The sequence below is a fragment of the Streptomyces nigra genome (assembly GCF_003074055.1).
Classification (GTDB): Bacteria; Actinomycetota; Actinomycetes; order Streptomycetales; family Streptomycetaceae; genus Streptomyces; species Streptomyces nigra.
Window position 1 is genome coordinate 4,175,889 of the sequence record NZ_CP029043.1, and the last position, 21,014, is coordinate 4,196,902.

Here is a 21,014-nt window from a genome sequence, read left to right on the forward strand (position 1 = left end):
GCATGACGAGCATCGGTGGTGCTGCTTCTTCTCAGATGGTCGACTGGAATCTCGCGGTGGCGACCGCGACCCGGCTGGTACGGCCGGGCCCCGAGGTGAGCCGCGACGAAGCCAGGGCCGTCGTCGCGGAACTGCGCCGGCACGCCAAGGCCTCCGAGTCCCACGTCCGCGGGTTCACCCGTATGGGCACCGACGAGATCCACGACACCCCCGTCCTCGTCGTCGACCGGCCCGGCTGGATCCGGGCCAACGTCGCCGGGTTCCGGGAGATCCTGCGGCCCCTGCTGGAGAAGATGCAGGAACGCCGGGGCAGCGGCACCGGGCAGGCCGTCCTCGGCGCCGTCGGCGGCAAGGTCACCGGCGTCGAACTGGGCATGCTGCTGTCGTTCCTGGCCTCCCGCGTCCTCGGCCAGTACGAGACGTTCGCCCCGGCCGGCCGCGATCTGCCCGCCGGTGAGAACGGCGGCGGCCGGCTGCTGCTCGTCGCGCCGAACATCGTCCACGTGGAACGCGAACTGGACGTCCACCCCCACGACTTCCGGCTGTGGGTGTGCCTCCACGAGGAGACGCACCGCACCCAGTTCAGCGCCGTGCCCTGGCTGCGGGACCATCTCGAGGGCGAAATCCAGTCTTTCCTCGGAGAGACCGACGTCGACCCGATGACCGTCCTGGAGCGGGTCCGCGAGGCCGCGCAGTCCCTCGCCGGCGGCCGGCCCGAGGCCGAGGAGGACGACGGCGGACGCTCCTTCGTCGAACTCGTCCAGACCCCCGGGCAGCGGGAGATCCTCGGCCGTCTCACCGCCGTGATGTCCCTCCTGGAGGGCCACGCCGACTTCGTCATGGACGGCGTCGGCCCCGACGTGGTCCCCTCCGTCGCCGAGATCCGCGAGAAGTTCCAGCAGCGGCGCGCCAAGGGCGCCTCCCGGCTCGACACCGCCCTGCGCAAGCTGCTCGGCCTCGACGCCAAGCTCCGCCAGTACCGCGACGGCGAGCGCTTCGTGCGGGCCGTCGTCGACCAGGTCGGCATGGACGGCTTCAACCGCGTCTGGACGTCCCCGAACACCCTCCCCACCAAGGCGGAGATCGCCGCACCGGCGGACTGGATCGCCCGCGTGCACCGCAAGGCCGACTGATGACGCCCGCGCCCCGCCGCGCATCTCATACGACGGCCGTGAACCGAAATCGGCCGACGGCAGACGAACGCCCCTCCAATCACCCGTCCGAGGGACCGTGAGCCATGGGTAGGCGTGCAATGCTCGGGGAACGGCCCGCTTCTGTCACCATCTACACACTCTGAGTGACCGAGCTCGGCCACACCCCCGGACAACTTCATGAAGGGAACCGGACATGGGTCCCCATCCTGCGGTCGCGGCGATACGCCTGGCGGTTCGCCGCGTACTCCACGACCTCCTCACCGAACACAACCGAACCACCGACGTCCCCGCCCCCGGCAGCCGCTCCCCCCGGCCGCAGGCCCCGGCCGTGACGCCGGTCGCCGCCGCGCGCGTCGCCTGCGACACCGCGCGTGAGACGGCGTACGACCTCCCCGGCCCGGCCCAGCGCACGCCCCGGCGAGCCACCCCGCACGAGCGCACCCCCTCCCCGCTCGTCCTCGTGGCCTGCTCCGGCGGCGCCGACTCCATGGCCCTCGCCTCCGCCCTCGCCTTCGAGGCCCCCAAGCTCGGCATCCGCGCCGGTGGCATCACCGTCGACCACGGTCTGCAGCCCGGCTCCGACCTGCGCGCCGAGGAAGTCGTGCTGCGCCTGCGCGAACTCGGCCTGGACCCGGCCGAGTCGATCGCCGTGACCGTCGGCCGCTCCGGCGGACCCGAGGCCGCGGCCCGCGACGCCCGCTACGCCGCCCTCGACGGCGCCGCCGAGCGCCACGGCGCCGCCGCCGTCCTGCTCGGCCACACCCGCGACGACCAGGCCGAGACCGTCCTGCTGGGCCTCGCCCGCGGCTCCGGCATCCGCTCCCTGTCCGGGATGGCCGCGGTCTCGGGGGCCGACGGCCGCTACCGCCGCCCCTTCCTCGGCCTCGACCGGCAGACCGCCCGCAAGGCCTGCATGGTCCAGTCGCTGCCCGTCTGGGACGACCCCCACAACGCCGACCCCGCCTACACCCGCTCCCGGCTGCGCCAGGAGGGCCTGCCCGCCCTCGAGAAGGCGCTCGGGAAGGGTGTCGTGGAGGCCCTCGCCCGCACCGCCCAGCTGTCCCGTGACGACGCCGACGCCCTCGACGCCTGGGCGAGCCAGGCCGAGACCGCCGTCCGCGACGCCGCCGGGCTCCTCGACTGCGCCAAGCTCTACACACTGCCCCCCGCGGTGCGCCGCCGGATCCTGCGCCGGGCCGCCATCGAGGCGGGCGCGCCCGCCGGTTCGCTCTTCGCCCGGCACGTCGAGGAGGTCGACCGCCTGATCACCGGCTGGCGCGGTCAGGGAGCCATCAACCTCCCCGGCAAAGTCGTCGCCCGCCGCCAGGGTGGCAGACTGGTGATTCGGCAAGGCTGAAAAAGACCCTCACAGGGAGATACCGGGCCTCCTCACCGGAGGACCCCGGACTCCCCGGGGGACGTCAGCCGTAGGGCCGTGAGCCGTTGATGCGGGACGACCGACCGAAAGTGATGCGGGTGGACGCGAAAGACATGGGTGCCGACCTCAAGAAGGTGCTCATCACCAAGGAAGAGATCGACGCGAAGCTGGCGGAGCTGGCGGCGAAGATCGACGCTGAGTACGCGGGCAAGGACCTGCTGATCGTCGGCGTGCTGAAGGGCGCGGTGATGGTCATGGCCGACCTCGCCCGGTCGCTGTCCACCCCCGTCACCATGGACTGGATGGCCGTCTCGTCGTACGGCGCCGGCACCCAGTCCTCCGGGGTCGTGCGGATCCTCAAGGACCTCGACACCGACATCAAGGGCCGGCACGTCCTGATCGTCGAGGACATCATCGACTCCGGCCTGACCCTGTCGTGGCTGCTGTCGAACCTCGGCTCCCGGGAGCCCGAGAGCCTCAAGGTGTGCACGCTGCTGCGCAAGCCGGACGCGGCCAAGGTCGCCATCGACGTCGAGTGGGTCGGCTTCGACATCCCGAACGAGTTCGTCGTCGGCTACGGCCTCGACTACGCCGAGAAGTACCGCAACCTGCCGTTCGTCGGTACCCTCGCGCCCCACGTCTACGGCGGCTGACCCCGCTTCGTAGGAAGATCGGGAACCCCGGCGGGCGTCGCGCCGTTGGAGCAAGCAGACGGGCTTGACGGCCGTCCCGTGCGGCTACGGGCGTCGAAGCTGGGGTACCGTCAGAAGAACTGTCTTATCAAACTCACTATGGCAGGAGGGACGGGGCGGCACCGCTCCGTATGGATGGACGTGAAGCGATACTTCCGTGGGCCGGTCATGTGGATCGTGCTGGCCGTCCTTGCCGTGGTCGTGTTGATGCAGGTCGTCGGCTCGTCCGGCGGCTACAAGACGGTGGACACCGGCCAGGTCGTCCAGGCGATCAATGAGAACAAGGTCGAGTCGGCCAAGCTCACCACCGGCGACGAGCAGAACATCAAGGTCCAGCTCAAGGACGGTGTGAAGGTCGACGGATCCACCAAGATCCAGGCCAGCTACATCGGCGACCAGGGTGTGGACATCGCCAACACCCTGCAGAACAAGTACCAGCAGAAGCAGATCCCCGACGGCTACACGGTCTCGCCGTCCAAGCAGAACCCGTTCGTCGGCATCCTGCTCTCCCTGCTGCCCTTCGTCCTCATCGTCGTCGTCTTCCTGTTCCTGATGAATCAGATGCAGGGCGGCGGCTCCCGGGTCATGAACTTCGGGAAGTCGAAGGCGAAGCTCATCACCAAGGACACCCCGAAGACGACGTTCTCGGACGTCGCCGGCTCGGACGAGGCCGTCGAGGAGCTCCAGGAGATCAAGGAGTTCCTCCAGGAGCCCGCCAAGTTCCAGGCCGTCGGGGCGAAGATCCCCAAGGGCGTCCTGCTCTACGGCCCTCCCGGCACCGGTAAGACGCTTCTCGCGCGCGCCGTCGCCGGTGAGGCGGGCGTGCCCTTCTACTCGATCTCCGGTTCCGACTTCGTCGAGATGTTCGTCGGTGTCGGTGCCTCCCGGGTCCGCGACCTGTTCGAGCAGGCCAAGGCGAACGCCCCGGCGATCGTCTTCGTCGACGAGATCGACGCGGTCGGCCGCCATCGCGGCGCCGGCCTCGGCGGTGGTCACGACGAGCGCGAGCAGACGCTGAACCAGCTGCTCGTCGAGATGGACGGCTTCGACGTCAAGGGCGGTGTGATCCTGATCGCCGCCACGAACCGGCCCGACATCCTCGACCCGGCCCTGCTGCGCCCCGGCCGCTTCGACCGGCAGATCGCCGTCGACCGCCCGGACATGCAGGGCCGTCTGGAGATCCTCAAGGTCCACCAGAAGGGCAAGCCGGTCGCCCCGGACGTCGACCTGTCGGCGGTCGCCCGCCGTACGCCGGGCTTCACCGGTGCCGACCTGAGCAACGTCCTCAACGAGGCCGCCCTGCTCACGGCCCGCTCCGACAAGAAGCTCATCGACAACCACATGCTGGACGAGGCCATCGACCGCGTCGTGGCGGGCCCGCAGAAGCGGACCCGGATCATGTCGGACAAGGAGAAGAAGATCACCGCGTACCACGAGGGCGGACACGCCCTGGTAGCGGCGGCCTCCCCGAACTCCGACCCGGTCCACAAGATCACGATCCTGTCCAGAGGCCGGGCCCTCGGCTACACGATGGTGCTCCCGGACGAGGACAAGTACTCGACCACGCGCAACGAGATGCTGGACCAGCTGGCCTACATGCTGGGCGGCCGCGCGGCCGAGGAGCTGGTCTTCCACGACCCGACCACGGGTGCCGCGAACGACATCGAGAAGGCCACGGCCACGGCCCGCGCGATGGTCACGCAGTACGGCATGACCGAGCGTCTCGGCGCCATCAAGTTCGGCGGCGACAACACCGAGCCGTTCCTCGGACGTGAGATGGCTCACCAGCGCGACTACTCGGAAGAGGTCGCCGCGCTGGTGGACGAGGAAGTCAAGAAGCTGATCGAGAACGCGCACAACGAAGCCTGGGAAATCCTGGTGGAGAACCGCGACGTGCTCGACAACCTCGTCCTGGCCCTGCTGGAGAAGGAGACGCTGGGCAAGGAGGAGATCGCCGAGATCTTCGCCCCCATCGTCAAGCGCCCGCCGCGGCCCGCCTGGACCGGTTCCTCCCGCCGTACGCCGTCCACCCGTCCGCCGGTGCTCTCCCCGAAGGAGCTCGCACTGACGAACGGCGCCAACGGCGCGACGCCGGCGATCAGCACCGCCAAGTCGACGGTGACGGACCCCGCCCCGGCGGCCGAGCCGGCCCCCGAGGAGCGTCCCGAGAGCTGACGCCCCACCCGGTCGCTGACCGGGCCCGGAATGGATGCCGTGCCCCCCTGGTTCTAGCCTGGGGGGCGCGGCATTTCGTATGACCGCAGATCAGACGCGTGACCAGACGCGTGACCCATACGCGCACCCGCGAAGGAACGAGGCACCAGATGACCGACCCGGTGACGCTGGACGGCGAAGGCCGCATCGGCGAGTTCGACGAGAAGCGCGCCGAGGCCGCCGTACGGGAACTGCTGATCGCGGTCGGTGAGGACCCGGACCGTGAGGGTCTGCGGGAGACGCCGGCCCGGGTGGCGCGGGCGTACCGGGAGCTTCTGGCGGGGCTGCGTCAGGACCCGGAGGACGTGCTGACGACGACCTTCGATCTCGGGCACGACGAAATGGTGCTGGTGAAGGACATCGAGATCGTCAGCCTCTGCGAGCACCACATGCTGCCGTTCCACGGCGTGGCGCACGTCGGTTACATCCCGGCCGAGAGCGGCAAGATCACGGGTCTGTCGAAGCTCGCGCGGCTGGTCGAGGTGTTCGCCCGCCGACTTCAGGTGCAGGAACGTCTCACCACGCAGATCGCGGACTCCCTGATGCGCATCCTGGAGGCCCGGGGCGTGATCGTCGTCGTCGAGGCCGAGCACATGTGCATGTCGGTGCGCGGTATCCGCAAGCCCGGCGCCAAGACCACGACGTCCGCCGTGCGCGGCCAGCTCAGGGACGCCACGACCCGCGCCGAGGCGATGAGCCTGATCCTGGCCCGCTGAGCGGGGCCGGCCCAGGGGGCGGGACCGCGCCTACGTTGTCGGTGCCGCCCCGGTGCCGTCGTGGTCGTCCTCGTCGTCCGGGAGCTTGCAGACGCGCTCCAGGAACAGGGCCGCCGCTATGACACCGATGGCGGCCACGACCGAGAAACCGGCGTAGATGGCCTGGTCGCGCCGGGCGGGGATGTCCAGGGACTCCAGCAGGACGACCCCGGTGCCGCCGTACATACCGGCGACCAGGGCGGCCACCAGGGCGCTGGCCTGGCCGAACACGACGGCACGGGCCGCCATCAGCGGGTCGACGCCCTTGGCCTCCGGGACGCGCTCGCGCTGCGCCCTGAGGCGGGAGCGGATCGACAGCGCCGTGGCCAGCAGGATCACGGCGATGATCGCCAGCACGATGGGGGCGGCGAGGGGGACGCTGGGCAGGGTCCCGACCGAGTTCCACAGGCGGGCGCCCGCCCAGGACAGGACCCCGGCGACCACGAACACGCCGACCAGCATCCTGATGCGCAGCTCTCTCACGGTGTCCCTTCAGCTCCCCCGGCACCCACGGAGTGTGGGCCGTCTCGACCTTAACGACTACTCGGGCAGCCGGAGTTCCAGGTCCTGGCGGGGGACGACACCCCGACGGGTGAGAGTGCCGAGCAGATCGGCGACCGCGCCGCGGCCCGGCAGCTGCGCCTCGGGGTCCAGGTCGTACCAGGGCGCGAGGACGAAGGCGCGCTCGTGGGCGCGCGGGTGCGGGAGCGTGAGCACCGGGTCGTCGGAGACGACGTCGGCGTACGCGACGATGTCGACGTCGAGGGTGCGGGCGCCCCAGCGCTCGTCGCGGACGCGGTGGAAGGCCTCCTCGACGGCGTGGGCCCGCTCCAGCAGCGAGGACGGCGGCAGGGTGGTCTTCAGGACGACGACCGCGTTGAAGTAGGACGGCTGGCTGCCCGGCTCGACGCCCCAGGGCTCCGTCTCGTACACGGGGGAGACGCCCTTGATCCGCAGGCCCGGCGTGTCGGCGAGGGCGTCCACGGCGCCCTGGAGGGTCTCCAGACGGTTGCCCAGGTTGGAGCCGAGGGAGAGCACGGCCCATTTGGGGTTGTGCAGGGTCGTGTCGGCGGCGTCGACCTTGTCGACGACGGAGGCGGGTACCGGCTGGACGGTCGGGTCGCTGGGGCCCTTGATGAACGGTGCGGTCATACTCGGCTCCGGGTGATGGTGACGGTCACGTCGTCGAAGGGCACGGTGATCGGCGCGTCCGGCTTGTGGACGGTGACCTCCACCTCCTGGACTCCTTCGTGCTTCAGACAGGCCTGGGCGACGCGCTCGGCGAGCGTCTCGATGAGGTTGACCGGTTCGCCCTGGACGACGGCCACGACCTCCTCCGCCACGATGCCGTAGTGCACGGTCTTCGCCAGGTCGTCGTCGGCGGCGGCGGGCCGGGTGTCCAGGCCGAGGACGAGGTCGACGACGAAGGTCTGGCCCTCTCTGCGTTCCTCGGGGAACACCCCGTGGTACCCGCGGGCCCTCAGGCCGCGCAGCGCGACACGATCCACGCGAATCACTCCTGCAGTCGTCGGTGACGGCCGGTCGGTGCCGTGTGCGGGCGGCACACCGGCCTCGACCGAATCTACCCGCGGGCACCGACAGCGCCGGGCCGTGGGGGCGCGGCCCGATCGGAAGCCGCCCCTACCCGCGGGCAGCCGATCCCAACCACGTCTTGGTCCCTGTGGCCCGCGTACCCACTCAGCCGGGGGTCTCGTCGCCGTCCTCGGTGTCGTTCTCGGCGAGGACCGGGGAGGCGTGGTGGGACCACATCCGCCAGCCGTCGGGTGTGCGCCGGAACACGTTCGTGGCGACGACGAGCTGTCCGACGAGGGGCCCGAGCTCGTCGTCGTGGCCCTCGGGGGCGGGACCCCCGCTGAGGATGTTCTCCGTGCAGGTGACGATCGCGGTGTCGCCGGTGACCGAGGTGTGCACGTCGGTGAGGAAGAACTGGATGTAGTCGGTGTTCGCCATGATCAGCGCGTACGACCGCAGGACCTCGCCGCGGCCGGTGAGCACGGGCCAGCCGGGGTGCACGCAGGAGACCACTCCGGCGTCGGCCGGGTCGTGGTAGCTCTCGTCGACGCCGAGGTCGGCCGGGGTCAGCCAGAGCGAGGACAGCGTCTCGAAGTCGCCGCGCTCCAGTGCCTCGTAGAAGGCGGTGTTGGCCGCCTCCACCTGCTCGACGTCGGTGTGGGGGGCGCTCACCGGGCTCCTTCGCCGGCCGCCGCGCCGCCGCGTGCCTCCTCGACGGCGTGCACGACCCGTACGGCGTCGGCGGTGGCGCGCACCTCGTGGACGCGGACGGCCCAGGCGCCGGCGTGCGCGGCGAGCGCGGAGACGGCGGCGGTGGCGGCGTCCCGCTCGCGGGCGGGCGGCGGCTCGCCCTCCGGGCCCGCGAGGACGCGGCCGAGGAACCGTTTGCGGGAGGCGGCGACCAGGACGGGGTGGCCGAGGGCGTGCAGCCGGTCGAGGTGGGCGAGCAGGACGAGGTCGTGCTCGGCGTCCTTGGAGAAGCCGAGGCCGGGGTCGACGACGACGCGGTCGGGAGTGATGCCGCCGGCCAGGACGGCGTCCACGCGCGCGCGGATCTCGTCGACGACCTCGGTGACGACGTCGGCGTACACGCCCCGGACGTTGCCGCCCTCCAGGAAGCCGCGCCAGTGCATGACCACGAAGGGGGCGCCGGTATCGGCGACGACCGGGATCATCGCGGGGTCGGCCTGGCCGCCGCTGACGTCGTTGACCAGGGCGGCGCCGGCGGCGAGTGCCTGCTCGGCGACGGAGGCGCGCATGGTGTCGACGGAGACCGTGACGCCCTCGGCGGCGAGGCCGCGGACCACGGGTATGACGCGGCGCAGCTCCTCGTCCTCGTCGACCCGGGTGGCGCCGGGGCGGGTGGACTCGCCGCCGACGTCGACGAGGTCGGCGCCCTCCTCGACCAGCGCGAGGCCGTGCTTGACGGCGGACGTGGTGTCGAACCAGCGGCCGCCGTCGGAGAAGGAGTCGGGGGTCACGTTGACGACTCCCATGACCGCGCACCGGTCCCACTGCGGAAGGCCCGCGACCCGCCCGCGTCCGCTCTGCTTGCTCATACGTTCAGCGTAGGCCCAAGCCGGGGCGGTGACGTGCCGTGGCCCGGGACCGCCCTGGTGAGGGCCTCAGGCGGCCCGGACATCCCCTTCGGGGACACGGTGCGGGCAGGGGCGCGGGGCGGTGGTGCGGCGGCGCAGGAAGCGCGGCAGGGGCAGCGCCAGGTTCACGAAGCCCTCCGCCTGCATGGCCGCGATGCCGAGGCGCGGGAGGTCCGCGGAGGCGCGGTAGACGACGAACCGGGGCTCCCAGCGGGGCTGGAACTTCGCGTTGAACTTGTACAGGGACTCGATCTGGAACCAGCGCGAGAGGAAGACCAGCAGGCCGCGCCAGGCGCGCAGGACGGGGCCCGCGCCGATCTTCTCGCCGCGGGCCAGCGCCGAGCGGAACATGGCGAAGTTCAGCGACACGCGCGCGATGCCGAGCCTGGGGGCGGCCTGGAGGGCGGCCACGATCAGCAGTTCGTTCATGCCGGGGTCGGCGGAGCGGTCGCGGCGCATCAGGTCCAGGGAGACGCCGTCGGTGCCCCAGGGCACGAAGTGCAGAACGGCCTTGAGGTCGCCGTAGGGGCCCGGTTCGGCGTCGCCCTTGTGAGCGGTGGCGATGAGGCAGTCGCCGTCGGCGGGGTCGCCGACCCGGCCGAGGGCCATGGAGAAGCCGCGCTCGGTGTCGGTGCCCCGCCAGTCCTCGGCGGCGCGGCGCACCCGCTCCAGCTCGGTGTCGCCGAGGTCACGGACGCGGCGTACCCGGGTCTCGTAACCGGCGCGCTCGATGCGCTTGACCATCTGGCGCACATTGCGCATCGCGCGGCCGGCGAGCGAGAAATCCGGGACGTCCACCACCGCCTCGTCGCCCAGTTCGAGGGCGTCGAGCCCGGTCTCGCGGGTCCACACCTCGGCGCCCGTCTCGGAGCAGCCCATGACGGCCGGGGTCCAGGAGTGGGCCTTCGCCTCGTCCATGAAGCGCTCGATGGCGCCGGGCCACGCCTCGACGTCGCCGATGGGGTCGCCGCTGGCGAGCATCACGCCGGAGACGACCCGGTAGGTCACCGCGGCCTTGCCGCTGGGGGAGAACACGACGGCCTTGTCGCGGCGCAGCGCGAAGTGGCCGAGGGAGTCGCGGCCGCCGTGCCGGGCCAGCAGGGCACGCAGCCGGCTCTCGTCGTCCTCGGTGAGACGGGCGGCCGGGTGTTCGGGCCGGAAGGCGAGGTAGATGGTGCTCACGGCGGTGATCCAGCCGAGCGCGCCGAGGGAGAAGGCGACGGTCCAGGACGTGCTGCCCCGGTAGTCGACCGGGCCCTCGAAGCCGGCCATGCCGTACAGGACGTGGCTGATGCGGTCGGCCAGGCTCGGGTCGCCGAGCAGGGTGCCCGGGTGGGCGCTGACGATGACGAGGCCGAGGGCGAGCGAACCGGCGCCCATGAGGACGAGGTTGGCGAGGGCGCGCCAGCGGCTGCGCGGGTCGGGCAGGGCCGTGAACTGGTCGCGGTGGCGCAGCAGGGTGACGAGGAGCCAGACGGAGATGAGGACGCCGATGACGGAGTGGCGGTAGGTGAACTGGGCCGCCGCTCCGGCGGGCAGCAGGACGACGGCCGCGCGCCACGCGCGCCGCTTGCCGCGCCGCAGGCCGTGCGCGAGCAGCAGCAACAGCACGCCGGCGCTGAGCGACAGCGCGGCCGCGAACGGCCCGAAGGCGCCCGGGAGCACCTCGGCGAGGGCGTGCATCCGGCTGTGCCGGAAGCGCGGGAACACGCCCGCGGCGACGTTCAGCAGTCCGACCAGGGCGCAGGCCCGTCCGACGAGGAGCGGGACGGCCTCGGGGCGCGGCCCCAGCAGCAGCGGCCGCAGCCGGCCCGACAGATGCCGTATCCGGCTCGGCCGTCGCGGAACCCCACCCGACATTTCCACATCTGTCCTGACAGACATCGCATCCCATGAGTGCTGCGAGAGTTTTGGATCCGGTGCCGATTCGGGCATCCGGCGACATTGCGCCTTCTAGGACGGTGTCGTGGGGGGAGAGGTTCACTCGGCTCCTCAAAACCGTTTCGGAGGCCGAGGAAAGCGCGGGCGGGTGACCACTGATGGGTCTGACGAGCGACAAGGTGCTGGCAATGGCGGTGCTGACGGCCGTGGGGCTGTTCGCCGGCACGGTGTGGCTGTGGCCGCGGCTCGCCCGGCGGAGCGTACGGGCCGTGGCCGGACGGGTCGGGCTGCTGCTCGGCACGCAGCTGGCGCTGTTCGCGTCGGTCGGTCTCGCCGCCAACCAGGCCTTCGGCTTCTATGCCGACTGGGCCGATCTGTTCGGGCAGGAGAAGGGCATGGGGGTCGTGGTCGACCACACCCCGGCGGACGGCCCGCTGCGCGTCGTGGACACCCGCAGGGTGCCCGGGTCGGCGAGCGGGGACCCGGCCGTGAGCGGGCGGATCCACAAGGTCGAGATCGTGGGCCGCACGAGCCGTATCGCGACGCCCGCGTACGTCTATCTGCCACCGGAGTATTTCCAGCCGGGATTTCGCACCCGGACGTTTCCGGCGTCCGTCGTCCTGACCGGGTATCCGGGGACGGCCGAGGCGCTGGTCGACAAGCTCGACTATCCGCAGACGGCGGCGCGGCTCGCCGGTCGGGGTCGTATGTCTCCGATGGTGCTGGTGATGATGCGCCCGACCGTGGCGCCGCCCCGGGACACGGAATGCGTCGACATCCCGGACGGCCCGCAGACGGAGACCTTCTTCGCCGATGACCTGCCCGACGCCGTGGAAGGCCACTACCGGGTGGGCGGGCGGCCCGGCGGCTGGGGGATCATCGGTGATTCCACCGGCGGCTACTGCGCGTTGAAGCTCGCCATGCACCATCCGGCGGTGTACGGCGCGGGCGCCGGGCTCTCCGCCTACTACAAGGCGCCGATCGACGCGACGACCGGCGACCTCTTCCACGGCGACAAGAACCTGCGCGACCGGGCCGACCTGCGGTGGTGCCTGGAGAACCTGCCCGCGCCGGACACGTCCCTGCTCGTCGGCAGCAGCAGGGTCGGCGAATCCAACTACCGGGACACGCTGAAGTTCATCGAGCGCGTGAAAGCGACGAAGCGGACGCGGATCTCCTCGATCATCCTCGAAAGCGGCGGGCACAACTTCAACACTTGGCGGCGCGAGATTCCGGCGACACTGGAGTGGACGAGCGAGCGGCTGAGCACCCCGGAGCGGGCGGAAGAGCCGTCCCGATCTTGATTCCTGGTCAATTCCACGGCGAATGTGATTCCTGATGCCGTGTGAACGGCATGGGATGGCCGTGTTTTTACGGGGCGGGGCTCCAAGAAACGCCTACGCGCGGTAAGTTTCTGGCCATGCCACGTGGACGTCACCGTCATTCCCCGCCCCTGCACAGGGTGCTGCCCCCGTCGGCGATCGCAGGCGTGTCCGTCGTCTGGGCGCTGGCGCCCTGGGTGTTCACCGAACCGGTCGTGCTGCGCGGACTGGCCGCGGCCGCCGCGGCCACCGCGGTCGTCGGCGCGGTCGTCATGCGCCGCTGGGACGCCCAGGCGGGCAAACAGGTCGCCGACCTCACGCGCGCGCGGGCGAGCGACGAGTGGCGGCACGAGGAACGGGTCGCCGAACTGGAGACCGACCTCGACGAGTCGCGCGAGCTGCGCCAGAAGCTGGAGCAGCGGCTGCGTGCCAAGCGCGCCGAGCTCGCGAAGCTGCGCAACGAGCACGCGGCACTGCTGCGCCGCTACGCCACGGCGGAGACCGAGCGGGCGAGCGTCCTGGAGGAGCGCCGGGTCCTGGAGATAGAGGCGACCACGCCCGCGCGCGCCCTGCCGCCGGGCACGGCCCCGGCCGCCGAGGACACCGCCGCCGCGGAGGCGCTCGCGGACGCCGAGGCGCTGGACGAGGCCGGGGCGGTGGAGCAGGACGAGGCGCCCGCCGCCGAGCCGGAGGAGCCCGGTGAGAACGAGTCGGGTGAGGCTCCGACGGTCTTCTCGCCCGAGGGCTCCCGCCTGTTCCTGCGGGCGCAGGCGGCGCTGTCGCGGTTCGACGAGGACACGCGGGACGCACGGGACACCGAGGCCACCGAGGACGGTCCGGGCGACGAGGAGGCCGCCGAGGCGGCTGCCGACGACAGCGCGGACGAGGACGGTACGGCGGACACCGAGGCCGTGGCCGCCGACGAGGACCCGGCAGCCGAGCGGGTGGAAGGTACCGGTCCGGCGAAGGGCGCCGACGAGGCGCCGTCCGGCCGCTCCCCGAAGGGCGAGCCCCCGCACCACGTCCCGCCGCAGGGCCCCTCCGGCCGGAGGGCCGTGAAGGCCGGCGCGGGCGCCCCAGAGGCGCCGCGCACCGCGGGCTCCGAGACGGAGCGCGCGCCGGAGGACGACCCGCGGGGGAAGTCCGGGGCGGCCGACGGGCACGAGCGCGCGGCCGCCACCACCCGGGCCGACGCGTCGGCATCGGCCCAGCCCGCGCTGCCGCCGGCCCGGCGGCCGGGCGGCCACTTCATCGCGCCGACCGCCGTGGCCGTCGTCCCGGCAACTCCCGTACGGCGTCCCTCGGTCGAGGGCGGCTTCGACTTCTTCGGCACCCAGAAGCAGGACGGGCCCGCCGCGCTGGAGTCCGTGCAGAACGAGGACCTGGCCGACGTGGTCGGCGAGGAGGCGCTCGCCCTGCACAAGGCCGAGGCGGAGGCGGAGTTCAAGCCCGCCGACGACCGGTCCCGTGGAGTCGGCCAGGTCATCGACCTGACGGCCCACGACGAGACCGAGCACATCGACGTCCAGGGACTGCGCAGCGCGGTCTCCTGAACCACGCGAAGGGGCGCCGGGGACCACGATCGGTCCCCGGCGCCCCTTTTCTCGCGCCTCGAAGGGCGCCTCAGGCCATCCAGCGGTCCGGCCGCGCGTCCCGGCGCCCCGTGCGAGACCGTTCCGCCTGCGTGCGCAGCAGCTCCGCGGCCTCCCCGGCGTCCCTCAGACGCGCGGTGACGGTCTTGCCGGCGCCCGTGTCCACATGGACGTCGGCGACGTTCCAGCGGCGCTCCCAGGGCCCCTGGGTGAGCCGTACGCTCTGCACCTTCGCGTGCGGGACGAGGGCCAGGGTGCGGCTCAGCAGACCCGCGCGGGCCGCGAACACCGCGTCCGTGACGGCCAGTCCGTGTCCGCGCCACCACAGCGGCACACAGCGGCCCGCCCGCCGGGGCGGACGCGTAAGGGCCTCGGGCGGCGGGACGGTCACCCCGGGCAGCACCCGGGCCACGACCGACTCGGCGATCTCGCGCGGGGCGACCGGCAGCAGCACCGAGTTGGACGAGCCGGCCACGTCCAGCTCCACCCGCACCCAGCCGCGCCGCCGCCACAGCAGCGGCTCCACCAGCCGTACGGTCTGCACGCGGCCCGGCGGCACCGTCTCGTGGGCGCGGTCGAGCAGGCCGTGGTCGAGGCGCAGCCCGTCCGGCGACTCGCCCACCGTCCAGTCGTACTCGGTGACGAACCGTCCGACGCTGGCCGCGCCCGCCGCGCCGACCAGCGGCACCGCGGTGGCGAGCACCGTCCACACGCTCTCCGTGAACAGCCACAGCACGGCCGGTACGACGAGGGCGGCGGCCAGCGTGCCCCAGGTCGCGCCGGTCAGGACGAGGGAGACGGCGAGGACGCGCGGCGGCACCCGCAGCAGCTCGCGGGAGGGCGCCTCGCCCACCTCGTGCGCGGTCTCCGGCGCGAACCCGGCGGCGCGCGCCAGGAGTTCCGCGCGCAGGGCACGCGCCTCCTCCGCGCCCAGAAAGGCGAGTTCGTCCTTCTTGTCCGTGCCGACGACGTCCAGCTTCAGCTTGGCGACGCCCACCACGCGCGCGAGGAGCGGCTGGGTGACGTCGACGGCCTGGATGCGCTCCAGCCGGATGTGCGCGGTGCGCCGGAACACCAGGCCGGTACGGATGCGCAGTTCGGAGTCGGTGACGGCGAAGTGCGTGTACCACCAGGTCAGGAAGCCGTAGAGGGCGGCGGCCGGGACGAGCACGGCGAGCGCGATCAGCAGGGTCGTGGTCGTCAGCCGGGTCAGCTGGCGCTGCGCCTGGTCGGGGTCGTGCACCGCCCAGCCGATGAGCACGGCGACGGGCGCCCACGCGCGCCGGAGCGGCGTCACGGGATGCAGCCGGCGCTCCGACACGGGCCGCGCCTCGCGTATGGCGTCGTCGACGCCCGGGGCCGTCACAGGCCCGCCGATCGGGCCTCGCCCAGCTCGGTGAGCCGGTCGCGCAGCCGCTCCGCCTCGGCCGGGTCGAGGCCGGGGATGGTGGCGTCGGTCGCGGCGGCGGCCGTGTGCAGCTGCACGCTGGCCAGCCCGAAGTGCCGCTCCACGGGCCCCGAGGTGACCTCCACGAGCTGCATACGGCCGTACGGCACGACCGTCTCCTCACGCCACAGCACACCCCGGCTGATCAGCAGGTCGTCGGCGCGCTCGGCGTAGCGCCAGGAACGCCAGTTGCGTTCGAGCATCACCCAGCCCCACACCATGAGGGCCGGCGGCAGCGCGGCGAACGCCGCCCAGCCGGGCCCGGCGAGCCAGCCGAGCAGCACGCCCAGGCCCACCGTCAGCAGCCCCAGCCACACCACCAGCAGCAGCCGGCGCATCCGCAGCAGCCCCGGCGGCAGCCCGGTCCACACCGGTCCGTCCTCCGTGCGCCGGTCCCGCTCCGTTCCCGTGTCCTTCTGGCTCCCCGTCTCCATGGGGTCAGCGTACGTAGGGGAGACTGGGGCCATGACTCCTACGACGGAGACCATGGTCGGTATCGGCGGCGCCGCGGAGAGCACCGACATGGTGCTCAACATCGGCCCCCAGCACCCCTCGACGCACGGTGTGCTGCGCCTCAAGCTCGTCCTGGACGGCGAGCGCATCACGAGCGCCGAGCCCGTGATCGGCTATATGCACCGCGGCGCGGAGAAGCTCTTCGAGGCCCGCGACTACCGCCAGATCATCATGCTCGCCAACCGCCACGACTGGCTGTCGGCCTTCTCCAACGAGCTGGGCGTCGTCCTCGCCGTGGAGCGCATGCTCGGCATGGAGGTGCCCGAGCGGGCGGTCTGGACGCGGACCCTGCTGGCGGAGCTGAACCGCGTCCTCAACCATCTGATGTTCCTCGGGTCGTACCCGCTGGAGCTGGGCGGGATCACGCCGATCTTCTACGCCTTCACCGAGCGCGAGGAACTCCAGCACGTCATGGAGGAGGTCTCCGGCGGGCGGATGCACTACATGTTCAACCGGGTGGGCGGCCTCAAGGAGGACCTGCCGGCCGGCTGGACCACGCGCGCGCGTGCCGCCGTCGCCGACGTGCGCTCCCGCATGGACCGGTTCGACGATCTGGTCCTCGGCAACGAGATCTTCCGCGGGCGCACGCGCGGGGTGGGCGTCCTCGCGCCGGAGGCCGTGCACGCGTACGGCGTGAGCGGGCCGATCGGGCGCGCCTCGGGCGTCGACTTCGATCTGCGCCGGGACGAGCCGTATCTCGCGTACGGGGAGCTCCAGGACGTCCTGAAGGTCGTGACCCGGCAGGAGGGCGACTGTCTCGCCCGGTTCGAGTGCCTCCTGGAGCAGACCCACAACGCCCTCGACCTCGCGGACGCCTGCCTGGACCGGATCGCGGAGCTGCCGGCGGGGCCGATCAACCAGCGGCTTCCCAAGGTGCTGAAGGCACCCGAGGGGCACACGTACGCGTGGACCGAGAACCCCCTCGGTATCAACGGCTACTACCTGGTCAGCAAGGGCGAGAAGACGCCGTACCGGCTGAAGCTGCGCTCGGCCTCGTACAACAACATCCAGGCGCTGGTGGAGCTGCTGCCGGGGACGCTGGTCGCGGACATGGTGGCGATCCTGGGGTCGATGTTCTTCGTGGTCGGGGACATCGACAAGTAGCCCCGGCCGTCAGGCGCCGGTCGCCGCGTCTTCCGCAGCGCCGGCCAGGACGTCCGGGACGCCGACCGGCTGGAGCAGCCAGCCGAAGTCGCCGAGGCCGCCCGTCGCCGTCAGCTCGGCGGCCTCACCGGCGCTCGCGAGGGCGCGCAGATATTCGGCGGGGCGGGTGGAGGCGAGTTCCAGCGAGGGGCGTGCGCCGGTGATGCCGAGGGCGCGCAGTGCCTCGCGCTGGGTGAGCAGACGGGCGCCGGGCAGCGCGCACGCGTCCAGCGCCACATGGGCGGTCAGATCGCAGGAGCCGTCCGGCACCGGAGCCGTCTCGCGTCCCTCGCGGAAGCCGGTCAGCGTGCCGAAGGGGGGCCTTGAACCGCGCGTGTGCGCGTAGTCCACGGCGACCGCAAGCCCCCGCTCCAGCGTGCCGGTCACGGCCGCCCACGCCTCGTCCCGAGGCAGTCCGATCTCGGCGCGCAGTCCCTCGCCGCCCTCCGCGGGCAGGGGCCACCAGCGGTCCAGCCAGCGCGCCTCGGTGCCGTCGACCGGCTCTCCGAGGCGCTCGGTGCCGTCCCGGCGGACCAGGACCCGGCGCGGCACGCCCTCAGCGTCCACCTCGGCGACCTCCACCGGAACGTTGTCCAGCCATTCGTTGGCGAACAGCAGTCCCGTCACCGGCCGGGGCGGCTCGGACAGCCAGGTCACCCCGGGGTCCAGATCCGGGGGGCGGGCGGCGATCTCGACGGCGTACGCGCGCGTGCGGGCCGCCACCTCGGCGGGGAGCGCGGCCAGCACACCGGTGACCAGCTCACCCCGGCCCGCCGCCATGTCGACGAGGTCGAGGGTGTCCGGCCGGCCCAGCGCCTCGTCCACCCGGCACAGCAGCCGGGCCACGGCGGCCGCGTAGAGCGGCGAGGCGTGCACGGACGTCCGGAAGTGCCCGGCCGGTCCCTCCGGGCGGCGGTAGAAGCCCTCCGGGCCGTACAGGGCGGATTCCGCCGCCGCCCGCCACCCCTGCCACACGTCCGCCGCCTCTTCTGCCACCGGCCCAGGCTAGGGCGTTCTCCTGCGCACAGGAATGCGGTCCCTCCACCTTGCGGAGTACGCGCGCGGGGTGCGGATCGGCCCTCCGGTTGACCCCTGCACACATCTGGTGTCCCTACGCTGGGTTACGTGCAGCGCCTCTATGACTTCCTCCGCAGGCACCCGACCGGGGTCGACACCTTCTGGGCCGTCCTCCTGTTCGGGATCTCTGTGGCGAGCGTGGCCATCCAGCCGGAGGGTGGGCGGGCCGACGGCCAGGGCACCGGGTCCGAGGCCGTCATCGTCCCCATCCTGGTGCTGTTGTGCCTGGTCATCGCGTTGCGCCGGCGGATGCCGGAGAAGATGCTGCTGCTGGCCATCGGGATCGGTCTGGCGCAGTTGGTGCTGAACGTGGCGACCACGCCCGCCGATTTCGCGTTCCTGGTGATCGTCTACACCGTCGCCGCGACCGGCGCCCGCTGGGCGTCCCGGCTCGCGCTCGGCGCGGGCCTGTGCGCGGCGCCGCTGTCCCAGCTGCGGTGGCCGGAGCAGGAGGCCACCGTCCTCAGCAACATAGCGCTGATCATCTTCCTCAGCGTGCCCTTCGCGCTCGCCTGGGTGCTCGGCGACTCCGTCCGCACCCGCCGCGCCTACTACGAGCAGCTGGAGGAGCGCGCGACCCGGCTGGAGAAGGAGCGCGAGGCCCAGGCCAAGGTCGCCGTCGCCGCCGAACGCGCCCGTATCGCGCGTGAGCTGCACGACGTCGTCGCGCACAACGTCTCGGTCATGGTGGTGCAGGCCGACGGCGCCGCCTATGTCCTCGACACCGCCCCCGACCAGGCCAAGAAGGCCCTGGAGACGATCTCCTCCACCGGCCGCCAGGCCCTGGCCGAGATGCGCCGCCTTCTCGGAGTGCTCCGCACCGGCGAGCACCAGGAGACCGGCGAGTACGTCCCTCAGCCCGACGTCGAGCAGATCGACGACCTCGTCGAGCAGTGCCGCAGCTCCGGTCTGCCCGTCGACTTCAAGGTCGAGGGCACCCCGCGCCCGCTGCCCAGCGGCGTCGAGCTCACGGCGTACCGCATCGTGCAGGAGGCGCTGACCAACACCCGCAAGCACGGCGGCCCGAACGCCGGGGCCAGCGTGCGCCTGGTCTACTTCGACGACGGGCTCGGCCTGCTCGTCGAGGACGACGGCAAGGGCGCCCCGCACGAGCTGTACGAGGACGGCGGCGCCGACGGACAGGGCCACGGCCTGATCGGCATGCGCGAGCGGGTCGGCATGGTCGGCGGCACCCTGGACGCCGGGCCGCGGCCGGGCGGAGGATTCCGCATCAGCGCCCTGCTTCCGCTGAAACCGGCCCACTGACCCGGCCCCGCGCACACCCGAAGCCCGCAAGCCCCGGTACGCCTCCGCAAGCCCCCGGCGAACCGCAAGCCCCGAAAGAGACGGAAGAGGACCCGATGGCGATCCGCGTGATGCTCGTCGACGACCAGGTGCTGCTGCGCACCGGGTTCCGGATGGTGCTCGCCGCCCAGCCGGACATGGAGGTCGTCGCGGAGGCGGGGGACGGCGTCGAGGCCCTCCAGGTGCTCCGCTCGACCTCCGTCGACGTCGTGCTCATGGACGTCCGTATGCCGAAGCTGGACGGCGTGGAGACCACCCGCCGCATCTGCTCGGAGCCCGAGCCGCCCAAGGTGCTCATCCTGACCACCTTCGACCTCGACGAGTACGCGTTCTCCGGGCTGAAGGCCGGCGCCTCCGGGTTCATGCTCAAGGACGTGCCGCCCGGGGAACTCCTCGCCGCGATCCGCTCGGTGCACAGCGGGGACGCCGTGGTGGCCCCGTCGACGACCCGGCGGCTGCTGGACCGGTTCGCGCCCATGCTGCCCTCCACCGGAGGGGAGCCCCGGCACAAGGAGCTGGAGCGGCTCACCGACCGGGAGCGCGAGGTCATGGTGCTGGTCGCGCAGGGCCTGTCCAACGGCGAGATCGCGGCCCGGCTGGTCCTGTCCGAGGCCACCGTGAAGACGCACGTGGGCCGCATCCTGACCAAGCTCGGCCTGCGCGACCGCGTCCAGGTGGTCGTCCTGGCCTACGAGACGGGGTTGGTCCGAGCGGGCGGCCACGGCTGAGCCGAGCGCCCACTAGGGTCTGCGCATGCTCCTGTGGATCAACGGCCCTTTCGGGGGCGGCAAGACACAGACCGCACACGAGATCCGGCGCCGGCTGCCCGGCAGCGTCGTCTGCGACCCCGAGCACCCCGGGTTCGGTCTGCGGCGCATGCTCCCGCCGGAGCTGCGCGGGGACTTCCAGGATCTGGCCTCCTGGCGGCAGGGCGTCGTCGAGGTCCTCGACCTGGCGCTCACCCGGCACGACGGCGTCGTCATCGCGCCGATGACCGTCACGCACCCGGACTACTTCGCCGAGACGGTGGGCCGGCTGCGCGAACTCGGGCACGACGTCCGGCACTTCACGCTCCTCGCGGAGCGCGAGACCGTCCTGCGGCGGCTGCGCGAGCGCGGCCTCGGGCGGCTGGCGCAGATCGCCGCGGGGAAGGGCGGCGGGCCGCGCCGGGAGAGCTGGGCGGTGTCCCGGCTCGACCACTGCCTGGAGCGGCTGCGCGAACCGGAGTTCGCCGAGCATCTGTGGACCGACCGCACGAGCGTGCCGAGGACGGCGGACCGGATCGCCGTCCTGGCCGGGCTGACGCTGCGGCCCAACGCCGAGGGCGCGGTGCGGACGCGGCTGCGGCAGGCGGCGGTCGGGATCCGGCACATCCGCCTCGACTGACGGTCGTTCGACGCCCTACGCCGC

General features: G+C 72.4%; 20 protein-coding genes. 11 read left to right on the top strand and 9 right to left on the bottom strand.

Going from position 1 to position 21,014, the window contains the following annotated elements:
- Nucleotides 1–2 precede the first annotated feature (2 nt).
- The 5 genes from DC008_RS19365 (at nt 3) to folE (ending at nt 6,154) form a co-directional block, all read left to right on the top strand.
- Nucleotides 3–1,133 carry a zinc-dependent metalloprotease gene (locus DC008_RS19365; protein ID WP_108708052.1) on the top strand — a complete coding sequence of 377 codons (1,131 nt, stop codon included), beginning with the start codon at nt 3–5 and terminating at the stop codon, nt 1,131–1,133.
- A 214-nt stretch (nt 1,134–1,347) separates the two neighbouring features.
- Nucleotides 1,348–2,511: a tRNA lysidine(34) synthetase TilS gene (gene tilS, locus DC008_RS19370; RefSeq protein WP_108708053.1), complete on the top strand. Its 1,164-nt coding sequence runs from the start codon at nt 1,348–1,350 to the stop codon at nt 2,509–2,511.
- 113 nt (nt 2,512–2,624) lie between these two features.
- Entirely contained in the window at nt 2,625–3,185 is a 561-nt protein-coding gene (gene hpt, locus DC008_RS19375) for a hypoxanthine phosphoribosyltransferase (RefSeq protein ID WP_055624713.1), read from the top strand.
- 174 nt (nt 3,186–3,359) lie between these two features.
- Complete coding sequence (gene ftsH, locus DC008_RS19380; protein ID WP_108708054.1) at nt 3,360–5,399, top strand: ATP-dependent zinc metalloprotease FtsH; 2,040 nt, start codon at nt 3,360–3,362, stop codon at nt 5,397–5,399.
- 149 nt (nt 5,400–5,548) lie between these two features.
- Nucleotides 5,549–6,154 carry a GTP cyclohydrolase I FolE gene (gene folE / locus DC008_RS19385; RefSeq protein WP_108708055.1) on the top strand — a complete coding sequence of 202 codons (606 nt, stop codon included), beginning with the start codon at nt 5,549–5,551 and terminating at the stop codon, nt 6,152–6,154.
- A gap of 30 nt (nt 6,155–6,184) precedes the next feature.
- Here the strand turns inward: folE and DC008_RS19390 are convergent, their stop codons facing one another.
- The 6 genes from DC008_RS19390 to DC008_RS19415 all read right to left on the bottom strand — a co-directional run bounded on the left by DC008_RS19390 (nt 6,185) and on the right by DC008_RS19415 (nt 11,184).
- Nucleotides 6,185–6,676, bottom strand: a complete 492-nt coding sequence (locus DC008_RS19390; RefSeq protein WP_108708056.1) for a DUF3180 domain-containing protein — start codon at nt 6,674–6,676, stop codon at nt 6,185–6,187.
- Between the two features lie 57 nt (nt 6,677–6,733).
- Nucleotides 6,734–7,345, bottom strand: a complete 612-nt coding sequence (folK, locus tag DC008_RS19395) for a 2-amino-4-hydroxy-6-hydroxymethyldihydropteridine diphosphokinase (protein ID WP_108708057.1) — start codon at nt 7,343–7,345, stop codon at nt 6,734–6,736.
- Nucleotides 7,342–7,701, bottom strand: a complete 360-nt coding sequence (gene folB, locus DC008_RS19400) for a dihydroneopterin aldolase (RefSeq protein ID WP_055624708.1) — start codon at nt 7,699–7,701, stop codon at nt 7,342–7,344. The genes folK and folB overlap by 4 nt, the downstream gene beginning before the upstream one ends.
- Nucleotides 7,702–7,891: 190 nt before the next feature.
- Entirely contained in the window at nt 7,892–8,398 is a 507-nt protein-coding gene (locus tag DC008_RS19405) for a nuclear transport factor 2 family protein (RefSeq protein ID WP_108708058.1), read from the bottom strand.
- Complete coding sequence (gene folP / locus DC008_RS19410) at nt 8,395–9,285, bottom strand: dihydropteroate synthase (RefSeq protein ID WP_108708059.1); 891 nt, start codon at nt 9,283–9,285, stop codon at nt 8,395–8,397. The genes DC008_RS19405 and folP overlap by 4 nt, the downstream gene beginning before the upstream one ends.
- Before the next feature lie 66 nt (nt 9,286–9,351).
- A complete protein-coding gene (locus tag DC008_RS19415) occupies nt 9,352–11,184 on the bottom strand; it encodes a phosphatidylglycerol lysyltransferase domain-containing protein (RefSeq protein ID WP_108708060.1) in 1,833 nt (610 codons plus the stop codon).
- A 179-nt stretch (nt 11,185–11,363) separates the two neighbouring features.
- Here DC008_RS19415 and DC008_RS19420 point away from each other — a divergent pair, with 179 nt between their 5' ends.
- Nucleotides 11,364–12,509 carry an alpha/beta hydrolase gene (locus DC008_RS19420; RefSeq protein ID WP_108708061.1) on the top strand — a complete coding sequence of 382 codons (1,146 nt, stop codon included), beginning with the start codon at nt 11,364–11,366 and terminating at the stop codon, nt 12,507–12,509.
- A 116-nt stretch (nt 12,510–12,625) separates the two neighbouring features.
- A complete protein-coding gene (locus tag DC008_RS19425; protein ID WP_108708062.1) occupies nt 12,626–14,080 on the top strand; it encodes a hypothetical protein in 1,455 nt (484 codons plus the stop codon).
- A gap of 70 nt (nt 14,081–14,150) precedes the next feature.
- On the opposite strand, the gene DC008_RS19430 is transcribed toward DC008_RS19425, so the two are convergent.
- Complete coding sequence (locus tag DC008_RS19430; protein WP_108708063.1) at nt 14,151–15,485, bottom strand: PH domain-containing protein; 1,335 nt, start codon at nt 15,483–15,485, stop codon at nt 14,151–14,153.
- A complete protein-coding gene (locus tag DC008_RS19435) occupies nt 15,482–16,000 on the bottom strand; it encodes a PH domain-containing protein (protein WP_108708064.1) in 519 nt (172 codons plus the stop codon). Before DC008_RS19435 ends, DC008_RS19430 begins: the two co-directional genes overlap by 4 nt.
- Before the next feature lie 31 nt (nt 16,001–16,031).
- Between DC008_RS19435 and DC008_RS19440 the strand changes: the two genes are divergently transcribed.
- Nucleotides 16,032–17,183 carry an NADH-quinone oxidoreductase subunit D gene (locus DC008_RS19440; RefSeq protein ID WP_108708065.1) on the top strand — a complete coding sequence of 384 codons (1,152 nt, stop codon included), beginning with the start codon at nt 16,032–16,034 and terminating at the stop codon, nt 17,181–17,183.
- Nucleotides 17,184–17,192: 9 nt separating this feature from the next.
- Here DC008_RS19440 and DC008_RS19445 read toward each other — a convergent pair whose 3' ends face one another.
- A complete protein-coding gene (locus DC008_RS19445) occupies nt 17,193–18,218 on the bottom strand; it encodes an SAM-dependent methyltransferase (protein ID WP_108708066.1) in 1,026 nt (341 codons plus the stop codon).
- Between the two features lie 129 nt (nt 18,219–18,347).
- Here DC008_RS19445 and DC008_RS19450 point away from each other — a divergent pair, with 129 nt between their 5' ends.
- The 3 genes from DC008_RS19450 (at nt 18,348) to DC008_RS19460 (ending at nt 20,990) form a co-directional block, all read left to right on the top strand.
- Entirely contained in the window at nt 18,348–19,565 is a 1,218-nt protein-coding gene (locus DC008_RS19450) for a sensor histidine kinase (protein ID WP_108708067.1), read from the top strand.
- Nucleotides 19,566–19,660: 95 nt separating this feature from the next.
- A complete protein-coding gene (locus DC008_RS19455) occupies nt 19,661–20,332 on the top strand; it encodes a response regulator transcription factor (RefSeq protein ID WP_055624697.1) in 672 nt (223 codons plus the stop codon).
- A 25-nt stretch (nt 20,333–20,357) separates the two neighbouring features.
- Nucleotides 20,358–20,990 (top strand): AAA family ATPase, encoded by a 633-nt coding sequence (locus tag DC008_RS19460; protein ID WP_108708068.1) that lies wholly within the window; start codon nt 20,358–20,360, stop codon nt 20,988–20,990.
- Nucleotides 20,991–21,014 lie beyond the last annotated feature (24 nt).

What these genes read in the sequence shown, in the direction of transcription:
- DC008_RS19435 (WP_108708064.1), bottom strand. Translation starts at nt 16,000, where the DNA reads ATGGAGACGGGGAGCCAGAAGGACACGGGAACGGAGCGGGACCGGCGC.
- DC008_RS19415 (WP_108708060.1), bottom strand. Translation starts at nt 11,184, where the DNA reads ATGTCGGGTGGGGTTCCGCGACGGCCGAGCCGGATACGGCATCTGTCG.
- DC008_RS19420 (WP_108708061.1), top strand. Translation starts at nt 11,364, where the DNA reads ATGGGTCTGACGAGCGACAAGGTGCTGGCAATGGCGGTGCTGACGGCC.
- ftsH (WP_108708054.1), top strand. Translation starts at nt 3,360, where the DNA reads ATGGACGTGAAGCGATACTTCCGTGGGCCGGTCATGTGGATCGTGCTG.
- hpt (WP_055624713.1), top strand. Translation starts at nt 2,625, where the DNA reads ATGCGGGTGGACGCGAAAGACATGGGTGCCGACCTCAAGAAGGTGCTC.
- DC008_RS19425 (WP_108708062.1), top strand. Translation starts at nt 12,626, where the DNA reads ATGCCACGTGGACGTCACCGTCATTCCCCGCCCCTGCACAGGGTGCTG.
- DC008_RS19460 (WP_108708068.1), top strand. Translation starts at nt 20,358, where the DNA reads ATGCTCCTGTGGATCAACGGCCCTTTCGGGGGCGGCAAGACACAGACC.
- folK (WP_108708057.1), bottom strand. Translation starts at nt 7,345, where the DNA reads ATGACCGCACCGTTCATCAAGGGCCCCAGCGACCCGACCGTCCAGCCG.
- DC008_RS19455 (WP_055624697.1), top strand. Translation starts at nt 19,661, where the DNA reads ATGGCGATCCGCGTGATGCTCGTCGACGACCAGGTGCTGCTGCGCACC.
- folP (WP_108708059.1), bottom strand. Translation starts at nt 9,285, where the DNA reads ATGAGCAAGCAGAGCGGACGCGGGCGGGTCGCGGGCCTTCCGCAGTGG.
- DC008_RS19365 (WP_108708052.1), top strand. Translation starts at nt 3, where the DNA reads ATGACGAGCATCGGTGGTGCTGCTTCTTCTCAGATGGTCGACTGGAAT.
- folE (WP_108708055.1), top strand. Translation starts at nt 5,549, where the DNA reads ATGACCGACCCGGTGACGCTGGACGGCGAAGGCCGCATCGGCGAGTTC.
- tilS (WP_108708053.1), top strand. Translation starts at nt 1,348, where the DNA reads ATGGGTCCCCATCCTGCGGTCGCGGCGATACGCCTGGCGGTTCGCCGC.
- DC008_RS19440 (WP_108708065.1), top strand. Translation starts at nt 16,032, where the DNA reads ATGACTCCTACGACGGAGACCATGGTCGGTATCGGCGGCGCCGCGGAG.